Consider the following 20835-nt stretch of genomic DNA (forward strand, 5'->3'; position numbering starts at 1 on the left):
GTGAACCACTATGGCTCAAGCAGGGCTCGTTAAAAAACGCGACTTCCACCATGTATCCAGCGGCTGGAACGTGATCATGAACATCATTGCCGGTCTATTCGCTCTGATCTGTGTATTTCCTTTTATATTTGTAGTCATCATCTCGTTTACGGACGAGAAAGCACTGGCCCGTGATGGGTATCGATTGATTCCGGCAGAATGGAGCCTGGCGGCATATCAGTTTGTCTGGCAGAGTGGAGACACGCTGCTCCGTGCGTACGGGGTTACCATCCTGGTGACGGTACTCGGTACCATCATCAGTTTGATTCTCATGTCGCTGTACGCGTATGCCATTTCTCGCAAAAGCTTCAGATATCGGAGATTTTTCTCCATCTTTGCCATTCTGACCATGTTGTTTAACGGCGGGATGATTCCGACCTATATGGTCGTATCCCAGCTGCTTGGATTGAAAGATACGTTATGGGCACTGATTCTGCCGCTGGCGATGAATGCCTTCTATATTATGATCCTGCGTACATTCTACTCCACCAGTGTACCGGATGCAGTCATTGAATCGGCGAAAATTGATGGCGCCGGTGAGTTCTATACCTTTATGAAAATCGTGATTCCACTCTCCTTGCCGGGACTTGCAACCATCGGGTTGTTCAGCACACTCGGTTACTGGAACGATTGGTTCAACGCACTCTTATATATTGATAATCCCAATCTGGTGCCCCTGCAATCCATGTTAATGCGGATTGAATCGAGCATCCAGTTTATTCAACAGAACTCTGCTAACAGTTCAATGAGTCTGGCAGCCATGCAGTCCATTCCGCAGGATACGTCCCGAATGGCGATGGTCGTGCTTGCCACGTTGCCGATTATATTCGCTTATCCATTCTTCCAGCGTTATTTCGTACAGGGTCTGACGGTGGGAGCGGTCAAAGAATAACCGGATCACGCTATAGGATTGGAGAGATGCAGATTGATGACTTACAAGGACAAGAGCAAATCCGTAGAGGAACGGGTGCAGCATCTGCTGAGCCTGATGACTACGGAAGAAAAGGTAGGCCAACTTACTCAGCCTTTTGGCTGGCAGACATATACGAATGATCAAGGGAATATCACGTTAAACGATTCATTTAAGCAGCAAGTGGAAAATGGGGGCATCGGCTCCCTCTACGGTGCGCTTCGGGCAGATCCCTGGACTGGCGTTACGCTAGAAAATGGACTATCCGCGAGAGAAGGTGCTGAGGCAGTTAATCTGATTCAACGCTATGCGGTGGAGCATTCCAGACTTGGGATTCCCATTCTGATTGGGGAGGAGTGCTCGCATGGTCATATGGCCATTGACGGAACGGTCTATCCTGTCCCCCTTTTACTGGGGAGCACCTGGAATGTGGATCTGTATCGGGAGATGTGCCAAGCAGTAGCAAGGGAGACACGTGCCCAAGGTGGTGCGGTCACCTATTCTCCGGTACTGGATGTTGTGCGTGATCCGCGCTGGGGACGTACGGAGGAATGTTTTGGTGAAGATCCTTTTCTTATTGGAGAATTGGCAGTTGCCTCCGTGGAAGGACTTCAGGGTGAAAGTCTTGATCGGGACGATACAGTAGCGGCAACGCTGAAACATTTTGTTGGTTACGGCAGCTCGGAAGGTGGACGCAATGCAGGACCTGTGCACATGGGCTGGCGTGAGCTGCTGGAAGTGGATCTGTATCCATTCCGCAAAGCGGTGGAAGCTGGCGCGGCATCGATCATGCCGGCATATAACGAAATTGATGGCACGCCTTGCACCGTGAATACGGAATTGCTGGAAGATGTACTGCGTAAGAATTGGGGCTTTGACGGTCTGGTCATTACGGATTGTGGCGCGATCAATATGCTGGCAAGTGGGCATGATGTCGCATCAGATGGACTGGAAGCTTCCGTACAGGCCATTGAGGCAGGGATTGATATGGAGATGTCCGGTGAAATGTTCGGGCAATATCTGGTGCAGGCAGTGGCAGAAGGCAAGCTTGATGTGCAGGTGCTGGATCAGGCTGCTTCTCGCGTGCTGGCGTTGAAGTTCAGATTGGGCTTATTCGAACAGCCTTATGTGGATGCGGATCGTACAGCAGAAGTGATTGGCAGTGAGGCGCATGTTCAGTTGGCACGCCAGTTGGCTGCTGAAGGGGTTGTGCTTCTCAAAAATGAGGCTCATACGCTACCTCTATCGATAACAGATGTGGGCCAGATTGCCGTAATCGGTCCAAATGCGGATCAAGCATACAATCAGCTCGGCGATTACACGTCACCACAACCTAAATCCAAAGTGGCAACGGTGCTGGATGGCATTCGCAGTAAACTGGCTAACCAAGTGGAGCAGGTACTCTATGCACCAGGCTGCCGAATTAAAGGTGATTCCAAAGAAGGATTCGAGCGTGCAATCGAAGTTGCCAGCCAGGCAGATACAGTCATTATGGTGGTTGGCGGTTCCAGTGCACGTGACTTTGGAGAAGGAGCGATCGATCTGAAGACGGGTGCTTCCAATGTGTCGGATAGCTCTTGGAATGATATGGAGTGCGGCGAAGGGATTGACCGTATGACATTGGGGCTTGCCGGAGTACAGTTGGAACTCATTCAGGAGATTCACAAGCTTGGCAAAACACTTATCGTTGTTTACATCAATGGTCGTCCCATCACTGAACCTTGGGTAGATGAACATGTCGATGCAATTCTGGAGGCGTGGTATCCGGGTCAAGAAGGCGGTCATGCCATTGCAGATATTCTATTCGGTGATGTGAATCCGTCAGGTAAATTGACGATCTCCATTCCGAAGCATGTAGGCCAATTACCGATCTATTATAACGGAAAACGTTCCCGAGGCAAGCGTTACCTCGAAGAGGACTTGGAGCCACGTTATGCATTTGGATACGGATTGAGTTATACCACATTTGAGTACAGTGAACCGAAGTTGAGTGCTGCGTCCATGACAACTGGTGATTCAGTAACGGTATCATTGACTGTGACCAATACCGGCCGTTATGCAGGTGCAGAAGTTGTACAGATGTATATCTCCGACGTGGTCAGCTCGCTAACTCGTCCCGCCAAGGAGCTGAAGGGTTTTGCGAAAGTGAGCCTGGAGCCAGGAGAGACAAAGACCGTGGAGTTCCAGATCGGGGCAGAGCAGCTGCAGTATATCGGACGTAACTTGAAGCCTGTCGTTGAACCAGGACAATTCCATATTCATATCGGCAGCAGCGTAAACGATACGCAAATGGCCGAACTGACCGTAAGGGAGGCGTAAGAGCTTGGAACGTATTAGACGATTTATTCGCGAGTTGTCCGAACATCAGTGGCTGGAGCAATTGCAGCTGCGCAGCTGGGACATTACCCGCGCTTATTATAACGTGCCAGGACATTATGAGGATCAGGGTGAATACCCCGAAGGGCAGGATTTTGAACGTTTTCCGAGCAAACAGGGAACAACCTACTTCTTTCGAACGCGTTTGGAAGTGCCTGCTACATGGCAGCAAGCGCCTTATGGGCTTGTATTTGAAACAGGCGGAGAAGGTTTGCTGCGGGTAAATGGACACTCTTATCAGGGTCTGGACCGCAATCACACGTACGTCACGCTTGATCCGTCCAAAGTTGGAACCCATCCGGAACTGGAGATCGAGATGTTCGATCCGGTGCCTGAACCCGTGGACCCGTTGAATCAACAGGCCGTTATTCAGCCACCGATCACATCAATTACGAGCCTGCTGGTCAGACCAAATGAAGCGGTTCGTAGTCTGATGTATACGGTCATTATTGTGCGTGATTCGGCTGTGCTGCTGCCGGAAAGTGACTTCAGGCGGGTTCGCCTGTTAGAACTGGTGTATCGTGCGATGGACCAATTCGTAGGCATGTCAGCAGAAGAGATTAAGCAGGGAGAGGGTATTCGACAAATTGAGAATAATCTGAAGCACCATGTGCGTGAGATTGGCGGCAACGCAGAAGGTCTGGAGCATATGGTGGGACAGTCCCATATCGATATTGCCTGGCTATGGCCTGTGCGTGAGACTGTACGTAAGACGAGCCGTACCTTCTCCACCGTGGATGCACTCATGAATGAATATCCCGACTATGTCTATTCTCAGAGTCAGCCCTTATTATATGCATTTCTGAAGGAGCATGATCCTGAGCTTTATGAACGAGTGAAGCAGCGGATTGCAGAAGGCCGCTGGGAACTGGTTGGCGGCATGTGGGTGGAGCCGGATCTGAACATCCCGAGCGGGGAGTCCCTGATTCGCCAGATGTTGTATGGTCAGCGTTTCTATATGGAGGAGTTCGGCAAGACATCACAGATTGAATGGTTGCCGGATACATTCGGGTACTGTGCTTCCCTGCCGCAGATTTTGAAGCATGGCAATGTGGAATATTTCATGACGACGAAGCTGGGATGGAATGACACGAATGTATTTCCATATGATCTCTTCCACTGGGTGGGCATTGATGGAACACCGATCCTGTCCTACCTCAATCATGGTGTCAACGAGCATACGCTGCCGAAGGACATTCATGATCACTGGCAGTCCTATCGTGAGAAGGCGGCTCATCCGGAGCACATGCTTCTGTACGGGCACGGAGATGGCGGCGGTGGAGTAACACGAGAGATGCTGGAGTATGTGGATCGCGCAGACCTGATGGTAGGACAGCCTGCGAGCCGTTATAGTACGGCGGGAGCTTTCTTTGCCGGAATTGAAAAGGAGCAGCCTGTACTTCCGAAGTGGCATGGTGATCTGTACCTGGAGTTACATCGGGGAACCTACACGACACATGCACGCAACAAACGTAACAATCGGAAAGCGGAAGTTCTATATCGTGAAGCTGAGTTGTGGAACACACTCGCTCTGCCTGAGATGGGCGCGGATGCAGAAGCTGGCGTGCGGTCGAATCTGCATGACGGCTGGAAACTGATTTTGCTGAATCAATTCCACGATATTATACCGGGATCGGCGATTACGGAGTCCTACGTCACTTCGAATGAGGAATATGTACAGGTATTTGAATTGGGCAGAACTGGACTGGATCAAGGTGTAGCAACACTGACAACGGGCATCAACACGCAAGGCCCAGAAGGTTCAGTGGCTTATGTTGTGTTCAACAGCCTGGGGTGGAAACGCAGTGCAGTCGTTCAGTTGCCTTTGCATGATGGCTTGGATCGCTACGGCATCGATGAAGAAGGCCAGCGCCTGCGGATGGATCGGGAGGATGGCAGCATGTCTATTCTCGTGACGGACATTCCGGCGTTTGGATATAAGACAATTTGGCTGGTACCGGAAAATACAAGGGAAACGAATGTGCGGGAAACGGCCAACCTTGCCGCGAAACCAACCTTCAATGATACATGGGATACCGGATTTTATCATGTGCAGTTTAACGAACGGGGAGAGATCACTCGTCTGTGGGATAAGAGCGCGGAGCGTGAGATGCTGAAGCGGGGTGAACGTGGCAATCAGCTTCACTTCTTCCACGATCGTCCGACACTCTGGGATGCATGGGATATCGACAGTCGTTATGAAGAACAGATTGCTGGCGAAGTGGAGCTGTTGGAGAAAAAGCTGGTGCTGGCCGGTACAACGAAGGATGTCCTGCGCTTCCGCTGGAAGCTTCATCAATCAGTGATCACGCAAGATATCGTCTTTTACCACGATTCACGCCGTATTGATTTCCAGACACAGGTAAACTGGAATGAAGATCACAAGCTCCTGAAAGTTGGTTTTCCAATTGATGTGGTGACCTCCAAGGCCACATTTGAGATTCCATTTGGCGCTCTGGAACGCCCAACGCATCGCAACACAAGCTGGGAACAAGCTCAGTATGAGGTCTGTGGACATCGGTTCGCGGATGTATCCGAATATGGATACGGCGTGAGCCTACTGAATGATTGCAAATACGGGTACGACGTACAGGAAAGCACCATTCGTTTGTCCTTATTGCGTGCACCCAAATGGCCTGATCGCACCGCTGATCTGGGAGAACATGAATTCACTTATTCTCTGTACCCACACGACGGTGACTGGCGAACTGCACACACCGTACGTCAGGCTGCCGAACTGAATCATGAAGTGACAGTACAGCAGGTGAACCAAATGCAACAAAAGGGTCAGATACAACAAGAGCAGCAGATAAAGCAGGTACAGCAGAGGGAAGAAGTACAGCAAAGCACAGGGACTGGAGTCGATCCAATTGCAGATGCAACTGCAAATGCGGCACCTGTACGTCCAGCAACAGGCTCCTGGATTAACTTTAATAGTAATCATGTCATTCTGGATACCGTCAAAATGGCAGAGGATGGACAGGGCACCGTGCTGCGTTTCTATGAATCCTCAGGCAAACGCGAAAACATCATGTTGCAATGGCCGCATGCCTTTGAGCAAGCCTATCACTCCAACGCCCTGGAAGAACCGATCAAACCACTGGCCCACACCAATGGCCAGATTACATTATCTTTTAAACCTTACGAAATACAAACCGTGCTACTGCGGTAAACCTTTTTGAAATATTTTTGAGCTATATAAGTCCAGTTCTTTATTCACACGTTAACGGAGAGGACAGAAATAACCTGAAGAAGCGCAAGCGTTCGCCTTTATCCCCGGATTTTACCCTTTAGAAAAGGGAATCAAAAAATCTGGGGATAACAGCGATCGGAAGGTTATTCTGTCATCGTAGTGGCTAGTGTGAATGTTCTCAGCTGATCTTCTATAGCTACACCATTCAATTTGTTTAAGGAGTTGCACTCATCCATGGAACAATTCAGATTACCCAAAATACCCATGCCGCCTGTCGCGTTACCACAATCCATTCAGGCCGTGCTCGAAGAAGCAGAACAGAAGCTGGCTCACCGGCCGAAGCTGCTTCAGCTATTCAAAAACTGCTTCCCCAATACCATTGAAACGACAACGAAGTTGATGGAGGATGGCACCACTTTTGTCATCACCGGAGATATTCCAGCTTCCTGGCTGCGTGATTCCGTGGAGCAGGTGGTACATTACATTCCATTTGCAAAAGAAGACGAGGACCTGCAGCGCATTATTGGCGGGCTGATCAAACGTCATATCCAGTATGTCCATATCGATCCATATGCCAATGCCTTCAATGAGACGGCGAATGACTGGCATTGGAATACCACGGACGAGACCGAGATGTCACCTTGGGTGTGGGAACGCAAGTTTGAGATCGACTCATTATGTTTTGTTGTACGGTTGGCCTATTTATATTGGAAGGAAACCGAGCTAACCGACATTTTCGATTCCAGTTTCAAGGCAGCGATGCGTAAAATTGTGGACCTGTTCAAAGTCGAACAGCATCACATGGAACGATCTCCGTATCGCTTCACTCGCAATAACGGTATCCCAACAGATTCCCTTCGCAATCACGGAAAGGGCATGCCAGTCAATTATACGGGTATGATCTGGTCCGGCTTCCGTTCCAGTGATGATGCGTGTGATTTCCACTACAATATTCCAGGCAATATGTTCGCGGTTGTCGCTTTGCGTCAGATGCAGGAGTTTGCCGAGTGGGTGTTCCGGGATATGGAATTTTTGCAGGAACTGAAGGATTTGGAGCAGGACGTGGATCACGGCATTCAGTTGTACGGTATATATCGTCATCCGGAATTTGGACCGATCTACGCGTATGAGACGGACGGTTATGGCAACCACTGTCTCATGGACGATGCGGGGACACCGGGACTCATGTCCATCCCGTATCTTGGTTATGTCACAGCGGATGATCCGATCTACCAAAATACCCGCCGCTTCGCTCTGAGCAAAGAGAACCCGTTCTATTATGAGGGCAAGGTTGCCAAAGGAATCGGTAGCCCGCACACACCACCGGATTATATCTGGCATATGGGGTTGTCCATGCAAGGACTCACTGCGCAGTCTGCCGAGGAGAAAATGGAGATTATTCGCATGCTCGAAGCGACAGATGCGGATACCGGTTACATGCATGAAGGTTTCCACGCCGATGATCCGACGATTTTTACACGAAAATGGTTTGCATGGTCTAATAGTCTGTTCTCCCAGTTGGTCTACAGATCGATGAAGGATGGCCTGTTATGAGTACTCAAACTCGTGTTAACAAGCTGATTATCTTCACTGATCCTGCGTTTCCGTTGGAAGGCACTTTGCCAACTCCACAGGCTCTGAATGCATGGAGAGAAGTCGAAGAGATGATCGTAGTAAGCGCCGATGAACTTGCGGATGCTTTGAAAGCTACAGCAGGTGAGGGATGTCTGGTCAATCTGCATGCACCTTATTTCCCAAAATCCGCCTGGACGGAGATTGCAGCTTACTTGCACCAGGGCGGAAGCCTGATCAGTGTTGGTGGTGCGCCCTTTAAACGTCCGGTTCGATATGAGAATGGGGCATGGGTTGTAGAGTCAGAGCAGACCGCTTACCATCAGGAACTGTATATTCATGAGGCGTTGAATGTATCTTCTGCGGGCGTGCAATCCTACACTTCATCTGAATATATCCCGCTCCTTGCGGGCAAAGAGGATTTATTCGAAAAAGCAGATACATGGAATCTGGTTCCACATACGACCAAAACAAGTGATCTGCCTCACCAAATGGGTTCATCAGGACCCATGAGTACACAGATTCATCCGTTACTTCGTGGCATGAGCAAGGATGGACGCAGCATCGCTGCTCCGGTCGTCCTGTGGGAGAATTCACGGAGTACATTTAGGGGTTCACGCTGGATGTTCGTGCATCTGCCGTTGACCACCTCATTCTGGACGCAGGATGGCGCTGACGAGATTGTGAAGTGGGCGCAATTCTGTGCGCAAGGTGTAACCGAGTTATCCCTGAAAACAAATTATGCTTCATATGAGCCAGATGAGCGGGCTGTACTCACACTGCAAGGCCAGATTTTACAGCGAGCAGGCAACAGACTTGCGAAGTCCGAACTGTGGACGTTTGATCTGAGCGTTGAGCGAGAGAACCGTACTAGCGGCATTACGGAGAAGGTATGGAACCATCGACTGGAGATGGAACTTTCTGGTGAGCAGCGTTTCGAACGCATACTTCTTCCGGTTTCCATTGAAAGTGGGCTATATCGGATCGTATGCCGCGCGCAGGCACCTGACGGGGAAGTGCGGACCTTGCGTCAAGGCTTCTGGGGACAGGATGCCGCATTGCTGGCAGAAGGAGAAGTGATTAGCCGCAGCAGAGACTATTTTGTAAAAGACGGACGTCCTCTGCCTGTTGTGGGCATGACCTACATGACCTCCGATGTGGCAAGGAAATTTCTGTTTCTGCCAAATGCGGATGTCTGGGATCGAGACATGGCTCAGATGGCGAAAGCCGGAATTAACTGGATTCGGACAGGAATCTGGACCGCCTATCGCAACATGATGCAGGTGGATGGTCATATGTCAGAGGATGTGCTTCGTGCCATTGATGCATTTATTTTAACGGCGAAACGGCACGGCTTACAGGTCACGTTCACCTTTTTCTCCTTTACACCGGAGACATGGGAAGGAACGAATCCGTATCTGGACCCGCAGAGTGTGGAAGCACAGAAGCGTTTTATTCGCAGTATCGTCAGTCGTCACATACACACAACCCATGTGGACTGGGATCTAATTAATGAGCCATCAATGTTTGATCCGGTGCGTATCTTCTCAGCTGGTCCGCGCTCAGCGAGGGATTTGCATGAACAGCAGGCCTTTGTCGATTGGCTTCAGCAGGGTCATGAGACGATTGAAGCGTTGCAGGAGGCATGGAACATGTCACCGAAGCAGCTTCCGAACTTTGCAGCCGCGGTCATCCCGGAGCCTGAAGAGATTAATTTTGATGTACAGGACATGCACAAGGCCAAAAAAGGAACACGCTGGCTCGATTACTGTCTCTTCTCCATGGAGATGCACAATGTATGGGCAAGAGAGCTTGTAGGGACGATTAAGGATCTAGTTCCCGATCATCTGGTTACCGTGGGACAGGACGAAGCTCTTGGTGCACAGCGTCCTTCGCCGTTCTTCTATGAACGTGAAGTGGATTATACAACCGTGCATTCCTGGTGGTTGAATGATGATCTGATCTGGGATGGCATTTTCGCCAAAACACCATACAAACCGAATCTCATTCAGGAGACAGGCATCATGTATGTGGAAACCCCGGATGGGCGAGCCAAACGTACGGAAGAAGAGCTTCGTGGCATTCTCGAACGCAAGTACGCCTATGCTTTCTCGACAGGGGGCGCAGGAGCGGTGCAATGGATCTGGAACACCAATTTCTATATGGATAATGCCAATGAGTCTCATATCGGAGCCCTTCGTGCAGATGGTACGGAGAAGCCAGAGGCGGATGTGTCTTATGATTTTGGCCGATTCATGCATGGCATTCGTGATCTCTTTGAAGACCGCGAGCTGGAGGATATTGCAGTGGTATTCCCGTATTCCAATGACTTCTCCAACCGTGCCCTGGCCTATGATGCCACAACAAAGCTTACTCGTGTGATGTCCTATGATCTGAAATTGCCATTCCGTGCATTATCCGAATATCATCTGGAAGCGCTGGAGCAGCAGCCACCGAAGCTGATTATCGTGCCGAGTCCGCACAATATGGACAGCGATGCACTTCAACAATTGCTCACGTTCGCGGAGAAGGAAGGTACAAGTCTGCTCATCACTGGACCACTGGGGCTGGATGCATACTGGAAGGCAACTGACCGGGCAGATCATATCGTAGGCAAACGCAGTCTGGGTAACGTACAGCGGGAAGAACTGCTGAGTATTAATGGCGTGAATCACCGGGTGACCTATGGACGGCGTCGGATCGCTGAGGTGGCAAAGGAGACGTTGCTTCATGGGGATAATGGTACAGCAGATGAAGTAACCGTAGTGCCTTTGGGTAAAGGGAAATTAATCTGGACCCCGCTGCCGGTGGAGTTAAACGGACGGGACGAGCCACTAGCTGAATTATATCGTTATGCAACCGAGATTTCGGGCATCGAACAGGAGTTGGAATGGATATCTGGCGGAGATATCGCTGGGATCTACGGCCGGAAGCTGAGTTTTCCAAAAGGAAATCTGTATGTATTTGTATCGGAATTTGCTTTGAACCATGAAGTTCATGTGAGAGATCAACGTACAGATGTATCGTACTCGTTCCAATTGGAGAAAAATCGTTCGGTGCTGTTTGCCACTGATGCTTCTGGAAAGCTGACTGCGGTGTATCGCCCGGATGAGGTTGAGATTGTACAACAAGACGAAAGAGGTGGGATAACACGATGACCAAACGGACAAACAAGTCGAAAAGAGCACATATTATTTCGCATACCCACTGGGATCGGGAATGGTACTTGCCGTATGAGAAGCATCATATGCGTCTTATTCAGATCGTCGATTCACTGTTGGATCAGCTTGATGAGGGATCAGACTACAAAAGCTTTTATTTGGATGGACAAACGATTATCATCGATGATTATCTTCAGGTTCGCCCGGAACAAAAGGAACGACTGGAAAAACATATTCGCAATGGACGGATTGTGATTGGTCCATGGTACATTTTGCAGGATGCTTTTCTGACGAGCGGAGAAGCTAATGTGCGCAATATGCAGGTTGGACATAAGGACGCCAAACGTTACGGCACCCCTTCGAAAATTGGTTATTTTCCCGATACATTTGGATTGGTCGGACAGACCCCGCAGCTGATGCAGCAATCAGGCATTGATAATGTGTTCTTTGGACGTGGTGTGAAGCCTACAGGTTTCAATAATACGGTATCGGATGCCGGATATGAATCAAGCTTCTCGGAGCTGATGTGGGAAGGACCAGACGGATCGAAAGTGCTCGGCGTATTGTTTGCGAACTGGTACTCCAACGGAAATGAAGTTCCGGTAGACGAGGCTTCGGCCCGCAAGTTCTGGGAAACCAAGCTGGCAGACGCTGAGAAATATGCATCAACGAATGAGCTGCTCTACATGAACGGATGTGACCACCAGCCGATTCAGCGAGACCTGCCAGAAGCGATTCGTATGGCTGAACAATTATATCCCGATATCGAGTTTGTTCACTCGAACTTTCCAGATTATCTGACTGCCCTGAGGGCATCGGCTGAACATGAGCTGTCCACGGTCAAAGGCGAACTGCGCAGCCAACGTACCGATGGCTGGGGAACTCTGGTGAACACTGCTTCGGCTCGTGTGTATCTGAAACAGATGAACCAGCTGGGCCAGACCATGCTGGAAAAAGTGGCTGAACCACTGGCATCCTACGCTTATCTGCTGGGAAATGCCTATCCACATGATCAACTGACCTATGCCTGGAAAACGCTGATGCAAAATCACCCGCATGACAGCATCTGTGGATGCAGTGTGGATGAGGTTCACCGCGAGATGGTAACACGGTTTGATAAGAGCCGTCATGTAGCAGAGGCTTTAATTGAAGAGAGCACCAGCCAGATTGCTACAGCTGTCGATACCTCCATATTTGAGCGTTACGGCGAAGGTGCCCGGCCTGTTGTGGTGTTTAATACAACGGGTTGGGAACGCAGCGGTGTAGTTCAGATGGAACTGGACGCGGCTCGGTTGTATTTCCGGGATGGATATACATTGGAGGAAATGGCGGCACAGATGAAAGCCGTTGACCTGTCAGATCGCATACTGGTAGATGAAGATGGTAATCACATTCCATGTACTGTGGAGGATCTGGGTCTGCAATTCGGCTATGATCTGCCAGATGATCGCTTCCGTCAGCCATATAGCTGTCGACGAGTTCGCATTCGTTTTGAAACAGAGCATGTAGCTGCATTGGGCCTGAAGACGTATGCTTTGGTGAAATCAGTGGATCATGCTAAGAGTGGTACTCCGTCGAAAACGACTACGTTGTTGCGTGGTGAACGTGGCATGGAAAATCAATATTTGATTGTCACGATTGCAGACAATGGTTCATTCACACTTACAGATAAACGAACAGGCAGGACTTATAAAGAGCTTGGCGTGTACGAAAATGTGGGCGATATCGGCAATGAATACATGTTCAAACAGCCAGAGAATGAAGTGGCACGGACAACACAAGCGCTTCAGGCTGAGATTCGGGTCCTTGAAGATACATCATACTTGGCCTCGTTCGAAGTGATTCATCAATGGGAAATACCGGAGTCAGCAGATGAGATGCTGGATCAGGAACAGCGGGAACTGATTTATTATCCGCATCGCAAAGCCCAGCGTTCAACTAAAATGATTCCGCTCCAGATCCGCACGGTTGTATCCCTCAGTCGTAGTGGAAAAGGAGTACAAATGGAGACAACCTTCAACAATCAGGCGAAGGATCATCGGGTACGTGCTCTTTTCCCAACGGACCTCGTATCTGCTGTTCATCATGTGGATTCCATGTTCGAAATTGCAACACGTGATAACAAACCTGCACCGGAGTGGCAAAATCCAAGCAATACACAGCATCAACAGAATTTTGTGGATGTGAGTGAACAAGACGCCGGATTGGTCGTTGCCAATCTGGGCCTGAATGAATATGAAGTGCTTCAAGATGGGCGTAACACCATCGCCGTAACGCTGCTTCGTGCTGTGGGTGAACTTGGAGATTGGGGCTTGTTCCCGACACCGGAAGCACAATGTCTTGGTGAACATTCGTTTCAGATCGAGATCATTCCGCATGATGGCAATGATGCAGCGTCAGGTGCATATATCGAGGCCTATCAGTTCCAGGTTCCTTGGACGTTGGTACAGACCGAAGTACACACGGGTTATCTGACACCTAGTAACACACCGTTTGCATGGCAAGGGGACGGCTTGGCGTTTTCATCACTCAAAGTGAATGAAGATTCCGGTGATGTGATGCTTCGCTGGTACAATATGACCACCGAATCCGCCACGTTGAAGCTTGCTGCATCGCAAGCGAATCCACAGCCATTCGAAACGGCGTACAAGAGCAACATCCTGGAGGAAGAGGGCGAAAAACTTCATTCCCACAGCATAGAAGAGGCATCAACATTATCATTTGCCAGCAAGGAATGGAACATACAGACTGGCTCATGCGAAATCATTACGATCGGCTTACGGCGCTAATAGAGGTTGTTCAAAAATTCCATTTTCTAGGTACTGAAAAACAGACTTTTTGAACACGCACGAATATGTACAGGACTGCAAGTGTACTATCAAAGTAGGCATTATGCATTAGGTACTATGGTAGAAGGGTTACGCTATTTACCAGATGTATCTGTTGAGTTATTGGTTGTTTTTCTATAGAATGAACAGTAGAATTGCAAGAGATCGAAAGTGCCATCCCATCCTGATGGTCACAGGTCGACTTCAATTGTTCATTCTATATTGAAACATTAAGGGGGCTTGAAGCCATGGAATCCTTGGGAGGACTGCTTCAGCAGCTGAACCCTGCCTTTCGTGAGCAATCGCGGCGGATTGCGGCGGATTTGATGGAAGATCCGTACGTACGCGAATTCCGCGCAGGTCATCCTGAACTGAAAGATGCACAGCTCATGACCGATCTGAGCAAGCTGTTTCAGTACGCCAAAGACTCAAAGAACTGTGCGAATTGTCCGGGACTCGACAACTGCCCTAACGATTTTCAGGGCCACTTTTGCAAACTGGAAGTAGAACATTTTAACGGTAAACCCGAAATCATAGATATAAAAGCACCTTGTTCCAAACATACCGCCCGGCAAAATGAACATGTGATCAAGCAACGAATTCGCAGTTTCTATGTGGACGAGCGTGCACTCAGTGCCGGATATAACGATGTGGAGATTATGGGCAAGGATCGCATGCGTGCTCCGGCAGTGAATCAGGTGCTTCGGTATATTAGGGAGACCAAGGAGAACGGATTATCTCCTCAAGGACTGTTTCTCGAAGGAACTTTCGGGACAGGCAAGACGTTCCTGATGTGTTATCTGCTGCATGAACTGGCGGTTGCAGGCCATACGGGTGTCATTATCTATATGCCTGACTTTGTGGAGGATCTGAAATCCATGATTAGTGAAGGGCAGAAGCTGAAGGAAATGACGGATATTCTCAAAAGTTGTGATCTGCTCATCTTTGACGATATCGGTGCAGAGAATCTGAACCCATGGGTTCGGGATCATGTAATGGGATCCATTCTGAACTATCGGATGAATCGCAAACCAACGTTCTATACGTCCAATTACAATTTGGATGGGCTTGAAAAACACCTTAGCTTTACCAATCGGGACGGCGAGGAAATGAATAAAGGCCAGCGTCTCATGGACCGTATTCGTCCATTCGTGGATGTTATCTCCGTTCGGGGTGAGAATCAGCGCGGCAAGCGTTGAACCGATTTAATTGAACGAAATGGTTCTGGACAAGGTTAATCTTCAAATTATCGGTGAAGCTTACGATTTAGAAGCTGAGCTGATTGCAACTAAAAGCTAAAGTAGTCCCAAAAAAAGCCTGGCTTTCGCATTGTCGCGAAAACCGGGCTTTTCTGGTCCTGCGTGAGCCTGGAAGCATCCTATTCGGTGATGAATTTGAAGATCACCATACCGAAAAAGATCACTGTCATCAGGCCGGCCATGCCGGCAACACCCGCGATCAGATCAAAAAGATCGTTGCGGGGTTCCTCGTTCACATGTTCACGCGGGTCGCTGATCCGCACATTTGCGTCCATGTTATTGCCTCCTTATAGGGTATGACAGCTTGCCCATGTGGGGGCTGAAACCCGGAGTAATTTTAGTATACTTGGAAAAGAAAGCGTTTGTAAAGATTTTGCAGTTGGCATGCCACATCCTGTAATTGTGAAGATTTGATGTTGGGAAGATGAACATTGTAACGTTGAATTCACAAGTTTGACGTACCTGTGTTATACTGGAAGTGTCGTTCACGACGTTACAGGTTAAAATAAACCGTAAGTATATATAAGGAGGACAATTTCATGGCTATTGTTAACGTATCCGATCAATCCTTCAACGCTGAAGTAGAAGGCGAAGGAACGGTTCTTGTTGATTTCTGGGCGCCTTGGTGTGGTCCTTGTAAAATGCTCGCTCCAATCCTGGAAGAGCTGTCCACAGAGGTTGGCGATGCAGTGAAAATTGCTAAAGTTAACGTGGATGAAAATCCGGAATCTGCTTCCCGCTTTGGCGTAATGAGCATTCCAACTTTGATCTTCTTCAAAGACGGTCAACCGGTAGATAAAGTGGTTGGTTTGAACTCGAAAGATGCGCTCAAAGGAATCATTGCAAAACACCAATAATTTACAGGCTTACACATACGCCTCCGGTTTACATGCCGGGGGCGTTTTGCGTCGAATACCTTTATATAGGACAATATAAAGTAAAAATATTTTTTACACTTGAATGTAGAGTACAGAACCGATCTGGAGAAGCGAAGTGCTCGCGTTTATCCCGGATTCATCTCTGATATAGTTGGAACTATGTATTTACACAGTAACGGAGAGGACAGAAAAAACCTGAAGAAGCGAAGCGTTCCCCTTTATCAACAGATTTTTCCCTTGAGAAAAGGGAATGAAAAAAATCTGGGGATAACAGGGATTGGAAGGTTGTTCTGTCATCGTAGTGTCAGTGTGAATTATCTTTAGTTTCTTCTTATAGAAAAGGTGACTCAGAGACAATACGATAACGGATTGGAAGACGGTACTGTAATCAGAATGGCTTAGTGTAACCTTTTATTTATACTTTTTTCGGGAAGGAGGATTCACCGAATTATGGATCAATTCATGAATGATTTGCAGGATCAGGAGAAGGCATTGGAGCAGATTCGTCACAAGCTCGCTTTGCTGCCAGACATGTCTGGTTGTTACCTGATGAAGAACAGTGAAGGCACCATTATCTATGTAGGTAAGGCTAAAGTTCTGAAGAACCGCGTACGCTCTTATTTTATCGGCAGTCATAACGGAAAGACCCAGCGTCTGGTCTCCGAAATCCGTGATTTTGAATATATCGTGACGGGCAGTAACATGGAAGCACTCATTCTGGAGTGTAACCTGATCAAAAAACATATGCCGCGGTATAACGTGTTGCTTAAGGATGACAAGACATTCCCATATCTTAAAATTACAAATGAAAAGCACCCCCGGCTGGAAGTAACCCGGCGCGTGCTGAAAGATAAAGCCAAATATTTCGGACCTTATCCGAACTCGTATGCGGCACACCAAACGAAAAAATTGCTCGATCGCATGTATCCACTGCGCAAATGTGGTGTAATGCCCAAAGAAGTGTGCCTGTATTATCACATGGGACAGTGTCTTGCCCCTTGTGTGAAGGAAGTGGAGAAGGAACAGTACGACCAGATTTCACAAGAGATTGGTTCATTTCTGAGCGGTGGTCACGAAGAGATTAAGAAGGATTTGCAGCGTAAAATGCAAGAGGCTGCGGAGGACCTTTATTTTGAACGTGCCAAGGAATTGCGCGATCAGGTGATCGCCATCGATGCGATGATGGAAAAACAGAAAATTACGATGGCCGATGCCAGAGACCGCGATGTGTTTGGTTTTGCCATTGATAAAGGCTGGATGTGTGTCCAGATTCTATATATGCGTCAGGGAAAAATGATCGAACGCCACGTCTCTACTTTTCCGTTTTACGGTGAGGCGTACAGTGACTTCATGTCCTACGTGACGCAGTATTACAGCGATAATCCAGCATTGCCTCAAGAGATTCTGTTGCCGGAAATGCCTAAAGACCTCGCAACAGATCGTGACAGTGAGAATTTGGAATCTGTTACTGACGGAACAGTACCTGCGGCTGTTACAGCGGAATTCGAACAGACGGAACAAGTGGAGCAAAATACTGCTTCCCAGCCACTGGTTGCCGAGACTCGTGCAGCTTATGGAAGTTCTGCTGAGGTAGAAGGTGAACAACCTGAAAGTATGCAAGAGGACGCTCTCGTAACTAATCCATCTGTATCAGCTGAGAAACTCTCTGCAGGGTTGGAAGACCCAACTCAGGTTGCTGCTGCATTACAGGAGTGGTTGGAGATCAAAGTGCTTGTTCCGCAACGTGGATTGAAACGTCAGATGATCACCATGGCCGTGGATAACGCACGTGTGGCACTGGAAGAGAAGTTCCGCCTGATTGAGCGAAATGAAGAACGGACATCGAAAGCTGCCGAAGGACTGGGACGTTTTATTGGACTGGATCAGCTTCACCGTATCGAAGCGTTTGATAACTCGAACATCCAGGGAACCAACCCGGTATCTGCCATGATCGTATTTACGGATGGTAAACCGGATAAGAAGGAATATCGGAAGTACAAGGTCCGTTCGGTCGAAGGACCGGATGATTATGAAACGATGAGAGAGGTCATCCGTCGCCGTTACGAGCGGGTATTAAAAGAAAACCTGACTCAGCCTGACCTGATTGTGGTCGATGGCGGTAAAGGACAGATCTCGGCTGCTGTTGATATTCTGGAAAATGAGTTGGGGCTATATATTCCGGTATGTGGTCTGGTGAAGGATGCGAAGCATAAGACTTCACAGTTGATGATCGGTAATCCACCGGAAGTCATCTCCCTGCCTCGGGATAGTCAGGAATTCTACCTGTTGCAGCGGATACAGGAAGAGGTCCACCGTTTTGCCATCTCGTTCCACCGCGAGCAGCGCGGCAAATCGATGGTGACTTCACGTTTGGATGCCATTCCAGGTATCGGAGAGAAGCGGCGTAAGCTGCTGTTGAAGCATTTTGGCTCTTTGCGCAAAATAAAAGAGGCCAGCGTCGAAGACTTCCGGCCTCTCTCTATTGGTGACAAATTGGCAAATCAAATTATTGCAGCACTTCGGGATGAGGAGTCGTAACATACGGCTTCTCTTTTTGTTTTGGATTGAATCTGTAGACCACATATCCAACGATCGCCGGGAGTACAATCCAGAAGAGTCCGGCAGCCATATTCAGGGCATCGCCCATAAAGACCAAGCTGAGTCCCATCAACAAGCTGTCGAAGATCACATGCGCGAATACAACGGCAATGAAGCCGTGACGCAGCATGATCAGACTGAACAGCAATCCAATCACCATCAGCTCAATGGGACGGGTGATTACTGGATAGATCGGATACAATGTGTGTCCAAGTGCCCAAATGATGGTTGGGATCAGACAGGCAATAAACGTGTTACGCACAATCTTCTGCATCATGCGAATACCGAACAGTCGATACACGGTTTCTTCACCAATACCGGCCATCCAGGCCATAATCGGGAAGAGCCAGGCATAGGTCATATTAAATGTAGATTGATCTGCTGACGTTGTTGACCATGTGCCGATGCTTCGCTCCAGAATGAAGAACAGGACGGATTGCACACCCAGCAGAATGAAGGCCCACAGGTAACCAGCAACCATACTGTGAAGTACATATTTCCCGTATCCAGCTTCTTTGGCACGAGGCCATGGGTTCAGACCAATCTTCCGCCACATGCCGTCACCGGCAACCAGGGATAGATAGATGGTTGCACTCATAACGAGCGTAATTCCCGTCTGCATTAACATCAGGAACGCTAGCATGAAGCTGGAGAGTCCCTGTGCCTGAAAGAGTGGAATCATGTTCAACGTACCAATTACCGAAGCTGCGAAATACACCAGCGAGAGAATGATTCCACGTTTGAAAGATGTATGTGCTCGGGTCAGGATGCTATAGATGATGGCCAGTACACCCAGAACAAAGGTCAGGAATGCATAGCCGCCATAAGTCATCCAGTTGGCTTGGCGCGTTTGAGCCTTCACATAATCGGTATGGGATTCAGGGACCGAGAAGCCAGGATCGAATGATCGTACCGCACCCTCTTCAAAAGTAAAGCTCAGTTCAAGCTTGGAGTCTCCAATGGCTTTTGCAGAATCCACATACTTCAGTCCCGCTTCACCATCGCGAGTCTCCAGTTGAAGTGCCGGTACTTCATAACCGAATTCGGTCAGAACGCCAGCCGCGAGCTGTTGTTTCTCGTCCAGAGATATATTGCCTTCAGCAAGTACTTGCGATGTGGTCACTCGTCCACTGACCTGCTCCGCCTCAATGGCAGTATAGAGCGAAGAAGGAAGTTCTCGTTTGAAAGCGACGACTTTTCCTGTTTTCATATGTACGTCAACATTAAGATAACCGCCTTTGTGTTGATCAGGCAAACGAACGCGGTATACATCGTAAGGATAGTTTGTTTCCCACTTCTGATTATACGTGTCGAGTTGTTTGGTTTTGGCCATATACCCGTAGATATCGGAATGTGTCTGGTAGGTTACCAGGGTGTTTCCGCCATCATTTGGCAGTGTATAGTCATCCACAGAAGCTGCGAAAGACCGTGCGGATTGCGTCGCCTGCTCCTTGGTTATGAAAGACGTGGACGAAATTTCAGTTGTTTGCGATGAGGTAGCAGGAAAGATCTGAAATACAAAAAATAGAATCAGGCCGATCGCCGCAAGCAACCCCAGACGCTTGAAGTTAGCCTTGAGTAGCAAAGGCTGCCCTAAGGGATTCATGTAATGGTGTTCCTCCTTTATTAATAGAGGTTGTTCAAAAAGTCCGCTTTTGATTACGAATGGTGCCTAGCGGCATCATCAGCATCGAATATGGGATTCAGCCGAAATGTCCGTTGCTCACGTAGCTCTATCTACGCTCCGCTACTCCATTTCTAGCTTCATCCCATCTTCTTGGTACTGAAAACCCACCTTTTTGAACACGCACTCATATGGATATTAAAGTAAACATAGCACAGGGCAAGCACCGAATGCCAATCATGTAACGAAAACAGGTGTAAATCCTTGAAAATGAATGAAAAGGACCGAAAGAATCTGATCCATCCGTCGCCATATCTGAGTTTTTCCCTTTTTGGCTGAATTCGATCCGATTTACACAAAAAACGTTTTGTCTGTAATCGCCGCAGCGCTTATAATT

General features: G+C 48.6%; 11 protein-coding genes. 9 read left to right on the forward strand and 2 right to left on the reverse strand.

Annotated features, from left to right (window positions below):
- Positions 1–10 precede the first annotated feature (10 nt).
- From WFI24_RS24240 to dnaI, 7 genes are all read left to right on the forward strand, one after another.
- On the forward strand, positions 11–931 hold the full coding sequence (locus tag WFI24_RS24240) for a carbohydrate ABC transporter permease (protein WP_062837930.1): 921 nt from the start codon (positions 11–13) through the stop codon (positions 929–931).
- Positions 932–967: 36 nt separating this feature from the next.
- Complete coding sequence (locus WFI24_RS24245; RefSeq protein WP_336764709.1) at positions 968–3268, forward strand: glycoside hydrolase family 3 N-terminal domain-containing protein; 2301 nt, start codon at positions 968–970, stop codon at positions 3266–3268.
- 4 nt (positions 3269–3272) lie between these two features.
- Positions 3273–6497 (forward strand): alpha-mannosidase, encoded by a 3225-nt coding sequence (locus WFI24_RS24250; RefSeq protein WP_336764646.1) that lies wholly within the window; start codon positions 3273–3275, stop codon positions 6495–6497.
- A gap of 255 nt (positions 6498–6752) precedes the next feature.
- Positions 6753–8072, forward strand: a complete 1320-nt coding sequence (locus WFI24_RS24255) for a glycoside hydrolase family 125 protein (protein WP_336764647.1) — start codon at positions 6753–6755, stop codon at positions 8070–8072.
- Positions 8069–11248, forward strand: coding sequence for a beta-galactosidase (locus WFI24_RS24260; RefSeq protein ID WP_336764648.1), 3180 nt, complete (start codon positions 8069–8071; stop codon positions 11246–11248). Before WFI24_RS24255 ends, WFI24_RS24260 begins: the two co-directional genes overlap by 4 nt.
- The gene (locus WFI24_RS24265; protein ID WP_336764649.1) at positions 11245–14040 is read left to right on the forward strand and encodes an alpha-mannosidase; all 2796 of its coding nucleotides are present in this window, start codon (positions 11245–11247) and stop codon (positions 14038–14040) included. Before WFI24_RS24260 ends, WFI24_RS24265 begins: the two co-directional genes overlap by 4 nt.
- Before the next feature lie 287 nt (positions 14041–14327).
- Entirely contained in the window at positions 14328–15278 is a 951-nt protein-coding gene (gene dnaI / locus WFI24_RS24270; RefSeq protein ID WP_336764650.1) for a primosomal protein DnaI, read from the forward strand.
- Between the two features lie 179 nt (positions 15279–15457).
- Here dnaI and WFI24_RS24275 read toward each other — a convergent pair whose 3' ends face one another.
- Positions 15458–15613: a YqzM family protein gene (locus tag WFI24_RS24275; protein WP_105409852.1), complete on the reverse strand. Its 156-nt coding sequence runs from the start codon at positions 15611–15613 to the stop codon at positions 15458–15460.
- A 264-nt stretch (positions 15614–15877) separates the two neighbouring features.
- Between WFI24_RS24275 and trxA the strand changes: the two genes are divergently transcribed.
- Positions 15878–16195 carry a thioredoxin gene (trxA, locus tag WFI24_RS24280; protein ID WP_017692451.1) on the forward strand — a complete coding sequence of 106 codons (318 nt, stop codon included), beginning with the start codon at positions 15878–15880 and terminating at the stop codon, positions 16193–16195.
- 471 nt (positions 16196–16666) lie between these two features.
- Positions 16667–18754, forward strand: a complete 2088-nt coding sequence (uvrC, locus tag WFI24_RS24285) for an excinuclease ABC subunit UvrC (protein ID WP_336764651.1) — start codon at positions 16667–16669, stop codon at positions 18752–18754.
- On the opposite strand, the gene WFI24_RS24290 is transcribed toward uvrC, so the two are convergent.
- Entirely contained in the window at positions 18723–20420 is a 1698-nt protein-coding gene (locus WFI24_RS24290; RefSeq protein WP_336764652.1) for a CPBP family intramembrane glutamic endopeptidase, read from the reverse strand. The genes uvrC and WFI24_RS24290 overlap by 32 nt on opposite strands.
- Positions 20421–20835: the final 415 nt, after the last annotated feature.

The organism is Paenibacillus sp. USHLN196 (assembly GCF_037144955.1).
GTDB lineage: Bacteria > Bacillota > Bacilli > Paenibacillales > Paenibacillaceae > Paenibacillus > Paenibacillus xylanexedens_C.